The organism is Methylobacterium radiodurans, assembly GCF_003173735.1.
In the GTDB taxonomy this organism is placed as follows: domain Bacteria; phylum Pseudomonadota; class Alphaproteobacteria; order Rhizobiales; family Beijerinckiaceae; genus Methylobacterium; species Methylobacterium radiodurans.
In genome coordinates this window covers 993098-1012459 of record NZ_CP029551.1, presented here as the reverse complement: position 1 = coordinate 1012459, position 19362 = coordinate 993098, and the positions used below count along the sequence as shown (strand labels likewise).

11 protein-coding genes are annotated in these 19362 nt (G+C 67.4%); 4 read left to right on the top strand and 7 right to left on the bottom strand.

Features of this window, described 5'->3' with window-relative positions; genetic code table 11:
- Positions 1-16: 16 nt before the first annotated feature.
- Together DK427_RS04490 and DK427_RS04485 are read left to right on the top strand one after the other, a co-directional pair.
- On the top strand, positions 17-1384 hold the full coding sequence (locus tag DK427_RS04490) for an MFS transporter (protein ID WP_109950223.1): 1368 nt from the start codon (positions 17-19) through the stop codon (positions 1382-1384).
- Between the two features lie 36 nt (positions 1385-1420).
- Entirely contained in the window at positions 1421-1768 is a 348-nt protein-coding gene (locus DK427_RS04485; protein ID WP_204165265.1) for a hydantoinase/oxoprolinase family protein, read from the top strand.
- A 234-nt stretch (positions 1769-2002) separates the two neighbouring features.
- On the opposite strand, the gene DK427_RS04480 is transcribed toward DK427_RS04485, so the two are convergent.
- From DK427_RS04480 to DK427_RS04460, 5 genes are all read right to left on the bottom strand, one after another.
- Complete coding sequence (locus DK427_RS04480) at positions 2003-3049, bottom strand: 30S ribosomal protein S2 (RefSeq protein ID WP_109954000.1); 1047 nt, start codon at positions 3047-3049, stop codon at positions 2003-2005.
- 784 nt (positions 3050-3833) lie between these two features.
- Positions 3834-4577, bottom strand: coding sequence for a hypothetical protein (locus DK427_RS04475; RefSeq protein ID WP_109950222.1), 744 nt, complete (start codon positions 4575-4577; stop codon positions 3834-3836).
- Positions 4578-4809: 232 nt separating this feature from the next.
- A complete protein-coding gene (locus tag DK427_RS04470; RefSeq protein ID WP_109950221.1) occupies positions 4810-7110 on the bottom strand; it encodes a DEAD/DEAH box helicase in 2301 nt (766 codons plus the stop codon).
- A complete protein-coding gene (locus DK427_RS04465; protein WP_109950220.1) occupies positions 7085-8410 on the bottom strand; it encodes an ATP-binding protein in 1326 nt (441 codons plus the stop codon). The genes DK427_RS04470 and DK427_RS04465 overlap by 26 nt, the downstream gene beginning before the upstream one ends.
- A gap of 3 nt (positions 8411-8413) precedes the next feature.
- Entirely contained in the window at positions 8414-10975 is a 2562-nt protein-coding gene (locus DK427_RS04460; RefSeq protein ID WP_109950219.1) for a tellurite resistance TerB family protein, read from the bottom strand.
- A 264-nt stretch (positions 10976-11239) separates the two neighbouring features.
- Here DK427_RS04460 and DK427_RS04455 point away from each other — a divergent pair, with 264 nt between their 5' ends.
- Positions 11240-13963: a PD-(D/E)XK nuclease family protein gene (locus DK427_RS04455; RefSeq protein WP_109950218.1), complete on the top strand. Its 2724-nt coding sequence runs from the start codon at positions 11240-11242 to the stop codon at positions 13961-13963.
- A gap of 7 nt (positions 13964-13970) precedes the next feature.
- Positions 13971-17195, top strand: a complete 3225-nt coding sequence (locus DK427_RS04450; protein WP_109950217.1) for a UvrD-helicase domain-containing protein — start codon at positions 13971-13973, stop codon at positions 17193-17195.
- Positions 17196-17458: 263 nt separating this feature from the next.
- Here DK427_RS04450 and DK427_RS04445 read toward each other — a convergent pair whose 3' ends face one another.
- A complete protein-coding gene (locus DK427_RS04445) occupies positions 17459-17980 on the bottom strand; it encodes a cytochrome b (protein WP_162559661.1) in 522 nt (173 codons plus the stop codon).
- The gene (locus DK427_RS04440; RefSeq protein WP_109950215.1) at positions 17977-19050 is read right to left on the bottom strand and encodes a catalase family peroxidase; all 1074 of its coding nucleotides are present in this window, start codon (positions 19048-19050) and stop codon (positions 17977-17979) included. Before DK427_RS04440 ends, DK427_RS04445 begins: the two co-directional genes overlap by 4 nt.
- Between the last annotated feature and the right edge of the window lie 312 nt (positions 19051-19362).

Here is a 19362-nt window from a genome sequence, read left to right as displayed (position 1 = left end):
GAAGAGGAGCGCCCCAATGTCAGAGCACACGACGGATGCATCCGCGGTAGAACCCGCGACCCTACGCAAGATCACGATGGCCGCGGTCGCGGGAACGGTGATCGAATGGTTCGATTTCGCGATCTACGGTTTCATGGCGCCAGTCATCGCCGTTACGTTCTTTCCCGAGGGCGACCGCGTCGCGGGCTTGCTCCAGACCTTCGCGATCTTCGCGGTCGCCTTCGCGCTTCGTCCCTTCGGGGGCGCCTATTTCGGCGTGATGGGCGATCGTCTGGGGCGCAAAAAGGTGCTGGCGCTCACCGTACTCCTGATGTCGATCGCGACTGCAGCGATCGGGCTCCTGCCCAACTACCATGCCATCGGCATCTGGGCACCGATCCTACTCACCCTCGCCCGCTGTCTTCAGGGCTTCTCGGCTGGCGGTGAGTACGCGGGCGCGGTCACGTACGTCATCGAGCACGCGCCTGACGATCAGCGCTCGCGTTACTCGAGCTGGATGCCGGCGGCTACGTTCGCTTCCTTCGCCCTCGCCGGACTCGTCTCCTACCTGCTGACCGTCGGTTTGTCGAACGAGGAGATGAACGCCTGGGGCTGGCGCGTGCCCTTTCTGCTCGCGGCTCCGCTCGGCCTCGTCGCGGTCTACATCCGCCGCCGTCTGGACGAGAGCCCGCTGTTCCAGAAGGTACTCGACGGTCCGGCGACCGCCCACGCTCCTCTGCGCCAGACCATGCGCGAGCAGTGCGTCCCCATGCTGCGTTTGGGCGCCTACATCAGCCTAACGGCATTGTCCTTCTACATCTTCTCCACTTATATGACCACGTTCCTAAGAACCGTCGTGGGAATGCAGCCTGCGCAAGTCCTACTCTCGAACGTCCTGGCACTGACATTCGCAGCCGCGCTGGCCCCATTCCTCGGCCGAATCTGCGACCGGGTCGGACGCCGGCCGACGATGGTCGCCTCCGCGCTACTGCTCGGCGGCCTCTCGGTTCCCGCGTACATCCTCGCTTCGAACGGCACACTCGGATCCGCGCTCTCCGCCCAGATCCTGCTATCCGTCGGCGCCGTCGCCGCAAACGTCGTGACGGCCGTGCTGCTCTGCGAGGCATTCCCGACCAGAGTGCGCTACACGGCTTCGGCAATCACCTACAACATCGCCTACGCCGTCTTCGGCGGAACGGCTCCGTTCGTCGCGACTCTGCTGATCGCGGCGAGCGGAGACCGCTTGGCGCCGGCGATTTACATCACCGCAGTGGCAGGCCTAGCCTTGATCGTAGCACTCCTGACGCCCGAAACCGCCGGCCGTCTCTTTCACGCGGATGCCGATCCTGTGCCCGAGAGCCGCCGATCCGACCTGTCGACCGACGGCGCAATACAGGAGGCTTGAGAAGGCTAGATCCATCGGGCGGAGGAAATTTCGGATATGGCTAAAATTCGCGATGACATCGACGCCACAAGTACCGAACTGACGCTCGAATTCTGCAAGAGCGTCTTCCATCGCAAGACTTGGACGACGTTGAGAAATCAGTCGGTTGGCGTCGTAGAGGGCATGCAGGCCCTCTGGGCCAAGGTGGAAATTGTGACGATCGGCACCGGCGGCGGCTCGGTCACCCACATCGACGCGGAGGGAGGTATCCACGTCGGTCCTCGCTCGGCCGGCTCGTCGCTGGAACCGGCTTGCTACGGCCGCGGAGGCGAGAAGCCAACAGTGCCGGACCTGCAGGTGGTGCTGGGCCGGCTCGACCGGAGTTGGCGCTCGGCGGCGACCTGAGGCTCGACCCCGATCTCGCCCATAAGGCGATTGAGGAGAAGGTCGCGAAACCGCGCGGCCTCAGCGTCACGGACGCCGCTCTCGGGATCCTCAAGATCGTCAACAACAGCGTCACGACGCCGTCTGCTGAAGCAGGCGGCGTCGTGACGTTGTCGGTCAGGATCGTCGCGAACCGATGCCAAGCCGCCTTGAGGATTACCGGCCGATGCCGCCGACTCCGCCGAGTTCGCCCGCTCAGCCCGTCGCCGCTCCGCGTATGGATTCGTGCAGCAGGCCCCTCGAAGCCTCGCCCCAATCGTCGCGGGCCATGCGGCCGGCGAGGTCGTGACCGAGCTCGGCGACGTCGTCCTCGGTCATCGCGGCGATCTGCCAGTAGTGGTAGATGCCGGCGTCGTTGAGCCTCCGCGCGATCTGCGGACCGATGCCGTCGATCTTGGTCAGATCGTCGGGCGCGCCGCGTGGGGCGGCGAGCAGCTCGAAGCGCGCGGTCGACTGGGCAGGCAGCATTTTGCCGGCTCGGTCGAACGAGAAGGTGACTGGGAACTCCTCGCTGGCCGGCAGCTCCTCGGCCATCGGCTCCTCGGAGGCGCCAGGGTCGCTCCCCAACCAGCCCTGGGCGCGCCAGATGCCGTCGATCGCAGCGCGGGCGATGAGATCGCAGTAGAGCGCGATGGCGCGTCCAGCGTTCGCGCTGGCCGGGACGATGTGGGTGATGCCGTCCGGGTTGCAGTTGGTGTCGACGATAGCGGCCACCGGAATGTTGAGGCGGTTCGCCTCCCTGATCGCCACTCGCTCCTTGTTGGTGTCGATCACGAACAGCAGGTCCGGCACGCCGCCCATGTCCTTGATGCCGCCGAGCGCCTTCTCAAGCTTGTCCTTCTCACGGGACAGCATCAGGCGCTCCTCCCCGGTGAGGCCGGAGCCGCCGGTCTCGAGCGTCTCGGAGACCTCGCGCAGGCGCGCGATCGAGCCCGAGATGGTCTTCCAGTTAGTCAGCATGCCGCCGAGCCAGCGGGAGTTGACGTAGTACTGGGCCGAGCGCTTGGCGGCGTCGGCGATCGTGTCGGCGGCTTGGCGCTTCGTGCCGACGAACAGCACGCGACCGCCGCGGGCCACGGTGTCGCTGACGGCCTGGAGAGCCCGATGCATCGCAGGCGCCGTCTGGGCCAGGTCGATGATGTGGATGTCGTTGCGGGTGCCGAAGATGTAAGGCTGCATCTTCGGATTCCAGCTGTGAGCTCGTTTTCCGAAGTGCGCGCCGGCCTCCAGCAATTGCCGCATCGACACCGCCCAAGTGCCGGCTCCAGCCTCCAGGCCGCGTCGAAGTTCGGTTTCGCTTGTCGCGTCGGCCTCGGAAACGTCGATCCGCCGATGGCCACGAAGGGCGACATCCAGCACATCAATGTTCCTGAACCATCGGTCGGAGGTCACGTCAATACTAGCGATGTCTGAGTTTTCCTGCCGAAACTGGTCAAGCACACGACGCGACGCCGCTCGCCCCTCTTCGACGAGCTTGCGGAAGATGCCCTTCTCGACCGCGCGTCGGAGAGTTGCGTTCTCCATATCCGGAGGCGCATCGACAACCGCCGCATCGAACGCCGATCTATGAATGCGAATCCTATCTTGCGACCGAAACACCGCGTCGATGATGAGAGAGGCGGCTCGCAAATCCCGGACGGCGCTTCGAACGCGTTCATGCTCTGCATCGCTCGGCAGAACCTGGGAATACAGACGGTTCTTGACGAACACGGAGACTTCCGGGCTTTGGACGAGTTCCTCGAATCTCCGGGCGGCCCGATCCATGATTCGGGTGTCCTCGTCCTTATCGAGGATCAGCAGGACCATGCGGAGCGCGCGCTTCTTGGCATGTTCGCACGCCAGAACCCTCAGACTGTCGGACAAATCGCCGATCGGCGCCTCAATCACGTCGTCGGCGGACCGGAAGATCCTCAGCGCCTCCCGCGTCGAGACATCGGGAACCTTGGATCCGTCGACCTTGTAGAGAGCCACGCCGTCGCCCTCGGGCGCAGCCAACAAGCCGAGATGCCCGGATATGAGATTACGCTCAAGCATTGGCGACATCCCTAACCAGTATGCCGGCCGCATCCAGCCGGCGCTTCAGGCTCGACCATTCCAGCGCGTCATCCTCGTCCATGCGCGAGGTGTCCACGCTGACCTGCGCAATCGCCGACTGACCGACAGCTCCATAGATGTGCACCTCGATGAAGTCGGTATCGCCCCGGCTGGGATCATGCTCCAGCACGATGCCTGGAAACTCGGCCTCCGCAGTGCTCGAACCGATTTTCGGGTGCAACTTCGCGACAGCCAAATCGGATCGGCGCTCCCACGAGGCTCGGTAACCAGGCGGAACCAACGCGTCGGGAGGTACGTGCGTGTTCTTCAGGAACACGAACGGATTCTCCCAGAACACGCTGGCTCGCGTCGATATCCGATCGCCGACCAGCTTCGCATGGCATCCGCCATACCAGCCGGCCCCGAAATCTCCGAGCGACAACGCCGCATAGTTGATGTGATCGGAGTACTGCGGATTTACCTTCTGATCGTTGCTTCCCCGCGAAAAGTCCCACTTGTTCCATTCGGACTGACGACTTCCCGCTCCGTTGACTTGCTTGTAGAAGCTCACCCACAATCGATTTTCACTCAGGAGCATCCGCATATCCGTGATGCTCATGACGGTCACGGCGCAGGTCGTCTTCGCGACCTCCCGAAATCTCGCGAGCCGGTCGGCGCTGCCGCCCCTATCGGCTTCCTCGAACGCTTCCCGAACACGCGTGTCGAGCGCGGCCACTTCCGCGGGATCGTTCGCGTACCGTACGTTCGGATAGCCCACGGCCTGATGCCCGCACTCGACGCATGTCGTCGCGGCGAAGGAAAGGGACTTCCCGCATTCGGGATTCGGACAGGGGATTGGCCTGAGATGCATCATCCTGTTCGCCGTGACGACCGACCCGAAAGGTGCCGGTTACCAACCATACAGTCCGCGGGACGCGTTGCGACAGGATCCCGCGGCATCGACAGCTCTATGCATACCCGTCCGGGATCAAGGCGGATGCTTCCGGTAGGGCGCCCGCGACTCGGTGGGTCGCCAGGAGGGCGGCCATTCTCGGAACATCGGCGACTTCCGCGGCGTGGCGGCGGCACCAGAACCGTCGCAGGATCGCCTCCGGCACGTAGGCATCGAGCTTCGCCGAGCGCGGATCCCGCACTTGCGCGGCGAGACGCTCCAGATCGGCCGTTTCGAACCGCGCGATCCTTGCCAGCCCCGAGCGGACCGACATCGAATCGGCTTTCAGCAGCGTCACGCCGACATCGTTCGGCTCGGCTTGGAAGCCGAGCGACGTGAAGGCCGCCGCGAGGACACCACATGCGATATCTCCACGCCATGCCATCAGGTGGACGTCCTGGCCGGTGTCGAGAAGGGGCATCCGATTCAAACCGAGGCGCTTGTAGGCGTCCCGGCCCTCCGTGACGAACGCGGCCGCGTGCGGATCGAGATAGGGTGGCGGTGCGGCATCGGTCTTGAGGACGCGGCGCATTTCGGCCACCAACCGGTCGTGGGCCGGCTCCACGCTGGCGCCTTCGAATTTCGGGAGCGTGCCACCGCTATGGGGAGCCACCTGCAAGACACGGGCACGCTCGTCGACCGCCTCGACGGACCACCGGCGCCCGGCGAAAACGACGAGGCCGCCGACGGTGATGACGTTGCCGAGCGGTATCGTCCCCAGCGGCCGCCCTCCGTGGAGCAGGCGCCACTCCGCCTCGCTCTCGAAGAGCGCGTAGAACTCGCGCGATTGCACCAGGTGCTCGCCGCGCTCTCCCAACAGCAGCGTTCCATCGGGGGCCTGCTCGATGAGGCCGACTCGCTCGTGAGCGGCGCCACGAAGCAGCTCGACGAAGTCCGCCGACGTGACAGAGGCGTACGGTCCAGAGCCTCCGAGTAGTCCGAAGATCGTATCGGCGCGCGCGCCGCCGCGCTCCGCGATGATCGAGAGCGTCTGATGGAGCAGCGCCGTCGCCAACGCGGGATCGCTCGCGGGCGGTGGCTCCACGAAGCGTTCGCCGAGGAGGCGGATCGCCGCGACCGATCGCACGGTGTCGAGGCGCAACACGTCTCGGAGGCTGTTAGCCTTCTCCACGGGGGCTTCCCGGACATACACGCGAAGAATGGCCGGCACGCCACGCCGCCTGCCGCTGCGTCCCAACCTCTGACGTAGGGACGCCAGAGAGCGCGGCGCCCCGATCAGCGCGACGGATCGCACGGACCCGATGTCGATACCGAGCTCCAAGGTCGACGTGCAGACGGCCGTGGTCGGAAGGCTTCCGTCCTTCAGGCGCACTTCCAGTTCCTCGCGCAGCTCCTTCGAGAGATTGCCGTGGTGAGGGAAGAACTCGTTCGGCGCGCAAGCCCGCTCGGCCTTCAGCCGCAGCTGATCCGCCACTGTCTCGACCGTTTGCCGAGAGCCACCGAACACGAGGTTGTTCTCGCCACGCAGGGTCTCGAACAGATGGTCGGTGATCCCCGCGAGCGCGGGTGCGAGTTCGCCATCCGTGGCGCTCGATCTCCGATCCGAGGCGGCTGGACGCGAGGGCTCCAGATAACCCCGGATCTGCAGACGCAAGTCCATTCCGGTCGCGTCCGAGGAAAGCCTGAGAACCTGGGCGGGCTCGCGCGGGCACAGCCACGCCGCGGCCATCTCGGGATCGCCGATCGTCGCCGATAGTCCGATCCGGCGCGCGCGACGTCCGGCGATGGCATCGATGCGCTTCAGCAGCGAAGCGAGATGCAAACCTCGCGCGCCGGCCAGGAACGCGTGCAACTCGTCGATCAAGATGGCGTCGAGACGACCGAGGAGCCGTCGGGCCTCGGCGGGTTTGCGGATGAAGAGCGCCTCGATCGACTCCGGCGTGATCAGTGCGATCCCGGAGGGTCGCTTCAGCATCCGCGCCTTGGCGGACGCAGGAGCGTCGCCGTGCCAGCGCACGAGGGGGATCTCCATGCGCTCGCAGAGCTGGTCCAAACGCCGGTGCTGATCGTTGATCAGCGCCTTGAGCGGACTGACGTAGAGGACGGACAGACCAGGCTCGGCACGTCCGGCGACCTTGGTGAGGACGGGCAGAAAGGCCGCCTCGGTCTTGCCGGCGGCCGTCGCTGCGGCGATCAGGACGTCCCGATCCTCGTCCAATATGGCGAAGGTCGCCTGTGTCTGGATGTCCCGGAGCCCGTCCCACCCCTGCTCTCGGATCCAGGAGCGAACGGCCGGGGCCAAGCGATCGAACGCGTCCCGCGGCCGCGTATCAGAGACGGAGGTCGACGAGATCATCGTCACGGCCTGTCGTCGAATCGGGGGCGGCGTCCCCCCCATCGGCATCGCCGGGTCCGTCCGCGCCGACCTCGACCTCACCCAGCAGGTTTCGCCAATCGGCTGTCGGGTTCTGCTCCAGCACCGCGAGCAGTTGCACGAAGGCACGGATCGTGTTGCGCGGGGTGCGGAAGTAGGCCTCGCCGATGCGGCGGTTGCAATGCTCCATGAAGCTGGCGAGCGCCTCGTCGGGGACGAGATGCTTCGCGGTGTCACCCGAAGCGAACACCGTCCGGATATTCGTCAGCAGGATCAGCATGTCCTCCGGCGTGAGATTCTGCAGCCGGATCACCGGCCCCGAGAGGTCGACCAGCCCGCCTCTGGCGAAGCTGTTCTCGGCGAGGCGACTCTGGAGGGCCTGATAGCTGTAGAGGCCACGCCGGGTGTCGAGCAGAAACTCGGGTGTGCCTCCGAGGGCGAAACCGAGCCCGCGAACGTTGCCCTGGAGCACGTCGTTCAGGATGCGCAGGATCTGCTCGAAATTCTGATTGCGCGCCTGCGCGCTCTGAAGCTTGTACAGGTTGACGAGCTCGTCGAAGACGACGAACAGACCGCCGTAGCCGGCCAATCGAACGAACGCCGCGAGCAACTTGAGCGCGTCGTAGACGGTGTCGTCGTCGATGATCGTGCGAACGCCGAGCGCTTGTCGCGCCTCCGTGCGGGTCGAATACTCCCCGCGAAGCCAGCGCAATGCGGCGGCCTTCAAGGCCTCGTTGCCGTCCTCGCTCCCTCGCCAATAGGCCTTGAGAACGACGGCGTAGTCGTAGCCTCCGACCTCTTCCTGCAGAGGCGCGAGCCGGCGGTCGATAGCGTGCTCGACGGCTTCGCGCGCTTGCTGCGCTTCCTTTACGGCGTCGGTCACGAAGCGCTCGACCACGCTGCCGAGCGCGCCACCATCCGGCTTGGTCCGCGTCGCCATGTTACGCAGGGCCTCGGCGTAGAGGCCGCGCGCTTGTCCGCTCGTCGCGTGGATGCGTCGATCGGGAGCGAGATCCGCATGGACCGTCACGAGCTTGCGTTCGAGGGCGATGAGGCGGACCAGGTTGAGGAAGAAGGTCTTCCCGGCGCCGTACTCGCCGATCACGAACCGGATCGCTGCGCCGGCGTCGCCGATGCGATCGATATCACGCACCAGGGCTCCGATTTCGGCCGCGCGTCCGACCTGGATATGACGCAGACCCGAGCGCGGGACGACGCCGGCGGACAGGGCCTGGAGGATGGTGTCGCGGTCGCGAGGTCGGATCACGGGGGTCGGTGGCATGGATCAGGCGGCGGCTTCGAGTTCGATGAGTTGATCGCGTAAGTGGGCGGCCACGCAGAGGTCTTCCTCGCCCTCGAGAAGAGCGTCGCCGAAGCGGTCGAAGGACCACTCGTTGATGGTCTCCATAGCACCGTCCGGCAAAAGCCGGCGGAGGCGCGCCTCTCGCTCGAAGACCTCGCGGCCGATGGGCTCCGCCAGGACCAGGAGGTTGGCGAGAAGCTCCGCATGGGCGGGATCGAGGCCCTGGAACGTCCCGGGAGCCGAGAGATGGTCTTCCGGGTCAGGCACGACAGGCGTCGAAGCGTCCGTCGGCGCGAGAGCGGGTACGACGGATGAGGTGTCGTCGATGAAGATGTCCGAGAGGAGACTCGATACGGCCTGCGTCTCGCGTCGGATCCGCTCCAGACGCGCGATGTCGATCGTGACGGCGCCGGACGGCGCCTGCGAGACGTTCGGGAAAGCTCGGGGTCGCGCGGTCGCGCCGTTATCCGTATCGGCAGTCGGCCCGCCGCCTCGATGGATGCCGGCGTAGATCGCGTCCGTCGGTAGGTCGAGCGCCTTGTGCAGCCGCTCCAGGAACTTCACCTCCGCAGGTGTCGCATGGCCGTCGGCCATGACCGCGGCCAGGGCCGCGTCGGCGAAGCCCTGGCGCTCGGCCTCGGAGCGAGCGGCGGCTCGCTTCAGCACGGCCTGCCACTTCGGCGGATCCTGGGCGATCGACAGCGCGTACGCCGCCAAGCGAGCCTGCTCCATCGGCAGCAGAGCCGTCGAGGCGCGCAAGGTCGCGAGCACGGTTTCGGTTTCCGCCGGCTCGACGGCTCCGTCCGCTGCCGCGGCGAGACAGGCGATGTCGATCAGATCGCGATACGTCCGGTATTCCGGTCGCTCGCTGTCGACTGGCGCGCCCTTGGCGCCGCGGAAGAGGCAGACGATCGACGAGGCGTCCGGGAGCGGACCACCGAAGCGGCGATCGGGTTCGAACGCGACGTCGATGCGATCGAGAACCTGCGCGAGTTGCAGCATCGGCGCTTGCGGCACACGTCCGACCGACAGGAGCGACAATCCCGCGATCGTGAAGAGCTCGGAAAGCCGGACGGAAGCGATTTCCCGGTCCGCCATCAGGGTGTCGACGCGCGCCCGCACGAGCTCCCAAGCCGTACCCGCCACGGCGAGATCGTCCGGCAGGAGGAGAGCCGCCTCGATTCCGGATCGCGCGTCGGGACGCCTGCCGATGAAGCGACTGTATCCGTCGAGCTCCGCCGTGCAGGCCTCGACGAGGTCACGGAGCTTCCTGACCGGGCCGGTCAGGGATCCGATATCGGGCAGATCCGGGTGCGCGCTCCGCAGCGGCACCTCGAAGGTGCCGCTCGCGGCGCGATACGTCGCCTTGAGGCGGCTTTTGGGTGGATTGACCTTGAGCCCGGCCGGATACCGCTCGGCGAACCGAAGGCGCCAGAGGGAGCGAAAGATTTCCGGGCAGCGCGTGACGGGTGTCCGGAAGCCGCGATCGGGCAGCGTGGCCAGCCACAGCAGCGCGTCGTCGGCATCCAGGGTTTCGCCGGCGGCGAGCTTGCGACCGAGCCAGACCCGGACGTCGAGAGGCAACTCGAAGTTCCGGATAGGCTGATCGAGTACGATGTCCGGGCGCGTCTCGGACACGCCCGGAAGGACGAGGCGGGCCGCCTCCAGAAAGCGGTTCGCATAGCCCTGGAAGGACGAGTTCTCTCCGTGTCGCGCGCGCAGACGCTCCACCTCGGCGACGATCAGGGGCCCGTCGGACAGGACGGCTTCCTTGAACAGCCGATATTCGAGGCCATAGAAGAAGAGGAAGACCAGTCCGATCTGGACGTCCGCAGCGGTACGGTCCGCAGCGAGCCAATCGAGATAGGCGCGCCGGATCGCGGGTGTTACGGCGTCGTAGCGTGCCCAATACGGCATGCCGTCCGTCGAACCCTTTCCGGCGCGAGCGACTGGAAGGCTCGGATCGATCAGGCAGTTCTCCGACCGCCAGGGATCGTCGCCGAGCTTGGCCCCGACGTAGATGAGGCCGGACGAGATCGTCAGATCGTGGATCGTCACGGGCTCGCCCGTTGGGATCCAGCGAGCCGTTCCGTAAGAGGGGCCAGGTTTGCGCCGCTCCGTTCGAGGCGGAGCGACGGAGGCCTGTTCGACGATGGCCGTGATGTGAAATTCCGGCTCCTGCGCGAGCGGCACCGTCGGCGCAGCGCTCGCCGCCGCGCCCGGCATGGCACTTTTCAACACACCGAAGTCAGGCTCACGCTCGACCGTCGCGGGTTGTGATGGCTTGGAGACGAAACTCGCGGAACGGCGCATCGTCTCCAGATCGATTGGCGCCAGGGGGCTCTGAAGCGGCAACACCGCCGCCGAGGCAGCCTCGGCCTTCCGTCGCGCGAGCCCCCAGACGCATCCGACACCGCCCAGTCCCATCAGCACATATGGCCAAGCGTCACCGACGGCATGAGCACCGACGCCGAGCGCCGGGATCGTCAACCCCGCGAGGACGATCCAAGCGCCCGTGCCGCCCTTCGCTTTCCGCCGCGCCATGAGGCACCCCGCAGCTCGTCGATCGCGTCCGGTTGCCCCGGAGGGGGAAGCACCCCTGACCGCAACCAGACGTTAACAGACAGCTGGCGGCAACCGTCAAGCTGAAGTGAGTACCGGTCCCCGGCCTCCGGTATCCGTCCGCGTATCACGCTCGCTGTGCACAAGCCTCGAGGCGCAACGTTTCATTAACCGTAGATTGCATCTGATCCGTGCCCTCACCTGGCGTGCCCTATTTGAGGTCGCCCCCCTGGGAATGGAGCGCGCATGCACCTCGTCTTCGCGACGACCGCCGACGGTCGTGCCTATCCCGAGCATCCCGGCGGCTCGACGGGTTGTATCGACGGGGCCGTCGTCGGACCGGCCGGGCTTCTCGACATTCTGGCGACGCGCCTCGGTCTCGGCGGTCCGCAGATCCCCCCGGTCGTCCGCATCGCGACCTGGCAAAGGAAGTTGGAAGCCGCGGCTCGCGACACACCACGGTTCTGGACGGCTTCTCTCGCGGCGGACGGCTGGGCGACGGCCCGACAGCTTCTGTCCTGGCGGGACGCGCTGATCGAGGCCGGTTGGACTCCCGACCGCCTCTTCGATCCTCCCGCGCGCCTCGCCGACCTCGCCGCCGCCGAGCGCGCCGGACCCGAGCTCCCCGGCGGGCGGGCCGATCTCCTGCGCGAGGTGATCACGGCGATCGAGACGGGCGGCCCCGTCGACGTCGATCTTCTCGAATGCGTCGAGGATATCGAGGCGCTCGCGCCCGGCTGGCGCAGGCTCGTCCGAACCCTCGAGGGCGCCGGGACGATCGCGCGACCCGCGGCGACGCCCGCGCCGGCCGACGTCGACTCCGATATCGGTCGACTGCACCTGTTCCTGCTCACGGGACAACGGACGCCGCTGGCCGGAGACGGAACGGTCTGTGACGTCTCGGCGGCGTCCGCCACCTCCGCCGCCGAATGCGTCGCCGAGTGGCTGGCCTCCGAGATCGAGGCGGACGCGCCGGGCGACACGGTGGTGATCGTGCCCGATGGCGACAGCGCGCTTCTCGATCAGGCGCTCGTCCGGCGCGGCCTGCCTCGGCTGGGGCTCTCGCCATCGTCCTCCTACCGGGGAGCTCTCCAGGTCCTGTCGCTCAGCTTCGCAGTGGCTTGGACACCGATGGATCCGGCCAAGCTGTCCGAACTCCTGCTTCTGCCTCGACCGCCCATCCCCCGTTGGGCGGCCCGAATACTGGCGCGCGCGCTCGCCGAGGAACCTGGCATCGGCGGGTCCGCTTGGCGACGCGCCTGGGAACGCATCGAGGCGCGGCTGCGTGACGAAGTCTCGCGGGACGCCGACGACACGCCAGGGCGCGCGGCGGCGCGGGTCGATCGAACACTCGCACGCTGGCGAGCCTGGACGAGCCTCGGCCAGTACGATCGGACGACGGGCATGGCCGCGCCGGACGCGATCGCGCTCTGCCGACGCGTTCTCGACTGGGCGGTGGAACTCGACGCCGGACGACGCGATCCCCTGCTGCTGTGCGTCGTCGGCGCGGCCCGCGCGCTGATCACCGCGTTGGACGCTCTCGGACACTCACCGGTCACCGCGCTACAGATCGACCGGATGATCGACCAAGCCGTCGCGGACGGCCTGCCGGACCCGAGCTGCCACGCGCAGGAGGGACGGGTACGCGCCATCGCCAACCCGGGCGCTCTCTGGGGCACCGCGCACCGGGTGGTCTGGTGGGGGTTCGACGGCACCGGGTCCTCCGCGCAGCGCTTTCCCTGGAGCGAGCGAGAGCGCGGCGCGCTCACTGCGGCCGACTGCTGTCCGGAGCGCCCCCAAGCGGCGAGCCGGCGGGAGGCGGCGCATTGGCGGGCTGCGGCGTCGAACGCGCGCTCCCTCGTGCTCGTCCGCTCAGCTTCGGATCGTGGGACGGCGCCACCGCCGCATCCCTTCAGCCAACAACTGCACCCCCTGTTCGATCAGCCGTCGAACGCGGCATCGGTTCGGTTCGTCGCCGAGCGTCTCTTCGTCGAGGAGCGCGTCCCCATGGCCGCACGGGAGGTGGTGCGCGCGTCGAACGTCACCATCGACCTTCCCCGGGCGCGATCCGCCTGGGATCTGCCACCCAGCCTCGCGACGCGCGCCCGCGATGTCGAGCGGCGCGAGAGCGCGACGTCTCTCGAGGATCTTCTCACCTGCCAGTTGCGCTGGGTCCTGCGTCACGTCGCGGGCCTGAAGGCCGCGGGCGGGCGCGAGATCCCGAAGCCCGAGCGCCTCTTCGGCAATCTCGCGCACGCCGTCGCGCAGGCCGCCTTCCGGCCCGGCGAGATCCCGGACGCCGAAGTCGTGAGAACCCGCGCGGTGACGGCGCTGGACGATCTCCTGCCACGGATCGCGGCGCCACTGCTTCTTCCGGGGTACGCCCGTGAGTTGGCCTTCGCGCGCCAACGGGTGCCGGACGCGTTGGCGAGCCTCTCGGCCATCCTGGCGCGGGGACGCTTCGCGGTCGATGGATTGGAAGTCGAGCACGAGCACGACTTCGGTGTCGTGAAAGTCGCCAGCCGGATCGATCTCGTGGTGCGTGGTCCGGACGGCGAGCGAGCCATCGTCGATCTGAAATGGACGGAGAACGGAGCGAACGCGCATCACGCCAAACTCGCGGACGGGCGGGCGATCCAACTCGCCACGTACAGCCGTCTCGTCGAACCTGCGGGGACCGGGGCGGCGGCCGGGTACTTCCTGCTGCGCCAGCGGCGCCTGCTCGCCGAGGCAGGCTCACCGCTCGCCCACGAGGAAGTCGCCGTCTCGCGGGGCTTGGCGGATACGTGGGACGCCATCGCGCGGGACGGCGACCGGCTCACGCGGCTGGCCGGATCCGGACGTGGGATCGCGGCGGGCGTCTCCGGCGCGGACGAACATCTCCCCGAGGATCTCGCCTTCGCGCCCAATCCCAGGGTCTGCGCGTACTGCGACATGACCCGCCTCTGCCGTTCCGTGACCGTAGGATAAGGCCCCCATGAGCGCGCTTCCCCTCAATCGCGTCGATACCACTCTGGCCTCGGCCGGCACCGGCAAGACCACGACCCTGGTCGGCCAGCTCACGCGGTTCCTCGACGCCGGCATCGTGCCGGACCGCATCCTCGCCACGACGTTCACGAAGAAGGCCGCCGAGGAACTCGTCGAGCGCGCGCGCGCGCACCTGATCGATCAGGGTCGGAGCGAGGATGCCATCGCGCTGCTCGGCGCGCGCATGGGCACGGTCAACGCGGTCTGCGGACGCCTGGTCGAGGACTTCGCGTTCGACCTGGGTCGCCCACCCGGAGGCGAAGTCGTTCCCGACGACAGCGCTGCCCTGCTCTTCGCGACCGCCGCCGACGACACGCTGACCCGTTTCGCGCCGGCGCTGAACGCGCTCGCAGAGCGCCTGGGCCTGTCCGATCAGGACACGGACTGGCGCGTCCTCGTTCGACGCGTCATCGAACTGGCTCGCGCCAACGGGATCGACCCGACGGACCTGAACCGCTCGGCGGATCGGTCGTGCGACAGTCTGCTCGCCCTTCTTCCGGAGGCGGATCCGGATCTGTCGGACGCGGTCCTGGACGCGGCTCTCCGCGAGGCCGTTCGCGAGGCGCGAGAGGCCTTGGACGGCCGGTCTCTCAAAGGCGAGGGAGCCAAGGCCGCGAGCGCGGTAAAGGTCGCCGCCGGCCTGTTCGACCGGGGCGAACTCCCGCCATGGTCGCTCTGGGCCAAGCTGAGCAAGCCGAACACGTCCAAGGCAGACGCGCCCTTCTTCATCGACGTCGCGCGCGCGGCGGCGGCGCATCCGCGTCATCCGCGCCTGCGGGGCGACCTCGACCAGTTCATCCGTCTCGTCTTCGACTGCGCCGCCCGAGCCACCGCCGCCTTCCAAGCCTACAAGGCCGAGCGCGGGCTTCTCGACTTCACCGATCAGGAAGCGCTCGCTCTGGAAATCCTGCGGCGCCCTGAAACCCAGGAACGGCTTCGCGAGAACATCGCCGTCGTGCTGATCGACGAGGTGCAGGACGCGAGCCCGCTGCAGGTCGCCATCTTCTCGGAACTCGCGCGCATCGCCACGCACAGCGTCTGGGTCGGCGATCCGAAGCAGGCGATCTACGGATTCCGTAACACCGACGCGAACCTCACGCTCGCGGCCGCGCGCGGCATCGCGGCCGGCACCGGCGGCTCCTCGACCGTTCTGTCGAAGTCGTGGCGGAGCCGGCCGGGCATCTGTGCCTTCGTCAACGACGCCTTCCTCCCCGCGTTCGAACGCATGGGCCTTCCAGAGGAGGCCTCGCGGTTCACGGACTGCGTGGGTGACGCCGCCGACCTGTCGCGCCCGCCCCTGACCGTCTGGCACGCGAACGGAAAGACAAAGGCGGATCGGAGCGCGAGCCTCGCCGGCGGCATCGCAGCGGCCTTGGCCGACCCGTCGCGCTGGCCGGTTCGCTCGGGTTCGGACCGTGTCGCGCGCGACCTGCGAGCCTCCGACATCGCCGTCCTCTGCCGCGGCAACGCCGACGTGGAGGATCTCGCCTCCGCCCTCACCGAGCGCGGGGTCCGGGTCGCGGTCGAGCGCGGCGATCTGTTCGCGACCCCGGAGGTCGAACTCGCGATGGCGGCGTTGCGCTGGACGGCCGACCCGGGCGATCGCCTCTCCCTCGCCGAACTCGTTCGCCTCGTGGGTGGGGAGGACGAGCCGCGTGGCTGGCTCGAGGCGTTGGGCGCCGACGATCCGGACGCGGCGCTGCGAGCCGCGCTCCCCTTCGCGTCGACGCTCGCGGATCTGCGCGAGCGTCAGCTCGGCATGACCCCATGCGAGATCGTCGATGCCGTGATCCTGTCGACGGGCGTGGTGGATCTCGCCTGCCGCTGGGGACACGCGGCGGCCCGGCTGAAGGCTCTCGAGGCGTTTCGTGGCGTCGCCTGCTCCTACGAGGGAGAGTGCGCGCGACTGCGCCTACCGGCCACCCTCGGCGGCCTCGTGGCGTGGCTTCGAGACCGGAAGGTCCCGTGCCCGCGCAGCGACGAGGACGCCGTCCAGGTGATGACCTACCACAAGGCGAAAGGTCTCGAGTGGCCGGTCGTCGTTCTCGCTCAACTCGAGAACGGCCCGCGGTCCCGCCTGTTCGCCCCCGTGGTCGAGGTGGAGGGAACGCTCGACTGGCGAACCCCCTTGGCGGGTCGCTGGATCCGCTTCTGGCCCTGGCCATACGGAGCTCAGGCGGCGGGCGTCCACCTCGACGCGGCGGCGGCGGCGAGCGCGATCGGACGGCACGCCCACCGCGAGGCTCGCGACGAGGCCGTCCGCCTGTTGTATGTCGGCGCGACGCGCGCGCGCGACCACTTGGTTCTCGCGCGAAACGCGAAGACCGCCGCTTGGCTCGGTGTCTTGGACACGTCGGAGGATCCCCGGATCATCCTGCCCATGCACGAAGGCCGTCCCGTCGTGGCCGGTGGCGTCGAGCATCCCGCCCGCTTCGAGCTCCTCGCCATTCCGACAGAACCGATCGCCGGGAAGCCAGGCGACGCGACGTTCCTAGGGATCGCTCGCCCGCGAACGGAGCGTGGTCCGCTTCGGCTTCGCCCGAGTGGATCCGTCGACCCGACCATCAACACCGCGATCGCGAGCATCTCGCTCGGGGCGCGTCTACCGCTCTCGGGCGAGCCGGAAATGGACCTTCTGGGACAGGCCGTCCACGCCTTCCTGGCCGTCGATCGGGCGGAAGTTTCGCCGGAACATCGCCGCTCCCAGGCGGCGCGCGTGCTGGAGCGATGGCGCGTCGCCGGCCATCTCGATCCGAGGGATCTGCTGGAAGCCGCCGATCGACTCTGGTCCTTCCTGGCGCTCCGCTTTCCCGGCGCCCGCCTGCGCCGAGAGGTGCCGGTCCACGCCGCCGCCGGCTCACAGGCGATCGTCGGACGCATCGATCTGCTCGTGGATTGGGGCGACGGCTTCGCGATCATCGATCACAAGAGCTTTCCCGGCCGCGCGGACCTGTGGGAGCGAAGGGCCATCGGAGCGGCGCCTCAGCTCGCGACCTACGCGCGGGCGGTAGCGACCGTGACGGAGGCCGCCTGCGCCGGCCTCTTCGTGCACATGCCCCTGGTCGGCTCGATCGTCGAGGTCGGCGCTCGCGATACCCCGATCGCCCCCCCCAACCTCGTGGTCGGCATCGACGGCTCGTCGAAATCGGATACCGCCACGGAGGCCGCGATCTGACGGGTCCAGAGCGTCGTCGGAACGCGTGAGGCGCTCCATCGACGTGCGCGCTCCGGGGCCGCGCGGCGCGCCCCGTGACCGAGGAACGATCGCGTCACGATACGTCGCGGTCGGCCGCGCGCGGGCGGGACCGACGGCAATCCCGGGCGATGGATCGCGAGGTGGGCTTCGGACCCGCCTGGTCCGGACCTGAGCGCGGTTCCGAATGGCGAAGAGCCGCCAGCCTGAGACGCGGAGAGCCCCGCGTCCCAGGTAGTGAGATCTCAAAGCATCCGCTCGAGAACGTCGTCTCGCCGGATGAGACCATGATAAAGCGCCGCACCGGCATGCAATAGGATCAGTGTCCACAATACGCGTGTCAGGACACCGTGAGCCTCTCGGAGGGCACCGTAAACGACGATATTCTGTGAGAGGATCTGCGGTAGCGCGTAGCCGCCGGGCAGAACGATCGGAGTTCCGGCGGCGCCTTGCATCGCCCATCCGGTGAGCGGCACGATCACCAGCAACACGTACAGAAGCGTATGCGTCACGATGGCGGCTGCGTGCTGGACGGATCTGGGGCGGGGCGGCGTCAAGGCCCGGGATCGGGTCGCGAGCAAACCGAGCCGAAACGCGGTCAGAACGAAGACCGTGAGCCCTCCGGCCTTGTGTATGACGAGGCCGGTCGATCGCCAGGACGCCAAGCTGTCGATCATGGTCAAGCCAAGGCCGAGCAAGGACAGCACGAGCGCGGCCGTCGTCCAATGCACCAGCCTGTGAGCGCGCGAATAGCGGATAACGGTCACCGAAGGGCATCCAAGGCGGCTTCCAGCCCGCGCCGCCGTTGCGAAATCGCATAGGCCGCCGAGCGGGCGCGAAGGATGGGATCGCCCGATGCCTCCATCCCAGTCGGCAGAATCAGGGGATCGAAGTTGATGCCGTCACAGGATCCACCGGTCTGAGGAGACGCCGACCGGATTTCGACGATCCCAGCGTCGTAGCGTTCCCTGTCGTCCGACCACGGACGACTGGGATCCTCGACGGCATCCCCCTCTCGCGCGAAATCGAACTCCAGGCGAAACCCCACGGGTCCTTCGGTCAGCCTCCGCGCGAGTTCGCGCTGCAAAGCATCGGCATCGTCGAAGGTGTTATCGCGCACGACTTCCATTGGAACGAGGCGCCATCGGACGGCCCGTTCGCGACCATCTCGATCGACGAGAAGGAAGGCGTTGATGGCGTGATAGGTTTCCGTCGCGAAGCTGGGAGTGGGCTTGTAGCTCTTCTGCCAATCGCGGAAAGCCACGCTTTCGGGATGGGCCTCGTAGAACGCGGCCAAACGATTCGCGGACGGCTTTCCCGTCTCCGGAACCGGCGTCATCGCCGCCAATTGATCGTAGAAGCTCTCGACGTCACGGACCGGCAGCACGGGGTTCGTGTTCATCGCGGTTCTCCAACGCTCTCCGTTGGACAGCCTGAAATCGAGTGCGACGCTTCTCACCCCGGCGCGAAGGTCGGGCGCGGTCGGATTGTTGCCACCGATGGAGAAGCGACCGACGAAGGGCGTCTCGTCGTCACGGAAGACAGCCGCCGTCGACCGGCTCGCCAACGTTCCGTTGTTCACGAACACGCCCTCGACGCAAACGCCCTTGGCGTGTGCACGGCGAAAGCCATTGAACAAACCGAGCTTCTCCTGACGATCGACGATCTTCGCCGGCGTCACTCCGGCGTATGGAGTACCGATCAGGATCGCCCCGACGACGCCGATGCATCCGAGATTGAATGCGATGACCGCGTGGCCGAGAACGCTCCTGAGCCGTCGCGGCGGCTCGGGTCGCGACGATCGATTTCCGAGTCGCATCTGTTGGACACTTTCCATCGTCGATCGATCCGACGTCGGTCGAGCTGCGAGGTGACAGGCATCTCGTTGCGCTACCGCGAACGGCTTCGAGCGTCTCGAATCATGGGACGTACCGCACCCTCGTACGAGGTCGCAGCCGGCCGCATCCCGTCTCGGCAGAATGGACGACCGGAACCGCCGTTCCCTCGGACCGATCGCGCGACCGTCATACTCCAAAGCTTCGGATACGATCTTTCTATTCGCCGTTAGGTCCTTCCTGATTTTTCGTCGAGTGACAGCGTAAATATCTCATCCTTGGACGCGCATATCGATCAGATCGGCACAATCGTT

Coding starts and splice junctions, on each gene's coding strand:
- DK427_RS04470 (WP_109950221.1), bottom strand. CDS start 7,110: ATGATCTCGTCGACCTCCGTCTCTGATACGCGGCCGCGGGACGCGTTC.
- DK427_RS04480 (WP_109954000.1), bottom strand. CDS start 3,049: ATGCGGCAATTGCTGGAGGCCGGCGCGCACTTCGGAAAACGAGCTCAC.
- DK427_RS04465 (WP_109950220.1), bottom strand. CDS start 8,410: ATGCCACCGACCCCCGTGATCCGACCTCGCGACCGCGACACCATCCTC.
- DK427_RS04450 (WP_109950217.1), top strand. CDS start 13,971: ATGAGCGCGCTTCCCCTCAATCGCGTCGATACCACTCTGGCCTCGGCC.
- DK427_RS04460 (WP_109950219.1), bottom strand. CDS start 10,975: ATGGCGCGGCGGAAAGCGAAGGGCGGCACGGGCGCTTGGATCGTCCTC.
- DK427_RS04440 (WP_109950215.1), bottom strand. CDS start 19,050: ATGGAAAGTGTCCAACAGATGCGACTCGGAAATCGATCGTCGCGACCC.
- DK427_RS04485 (WP_204165265.1), top strand. CDS start 1,421: ATGGCTAAAATTCGCGATGACATCGACGCCACAAGTACCGAACTGACG.
- DK427_RS04490 (WP_109950223.1), top strand. CDS start 17: ATGTCAGAGCACACGACGGATGCATCCGCGGTAGAACCCGCGACCCTA.
- DK427_RS04455 (WP_109950218.1), top strand. CDS start 11,240: ATGCACCTCGTCTTCGCGACGACCGCCGACGGTCGTGCCTATCCCGAG.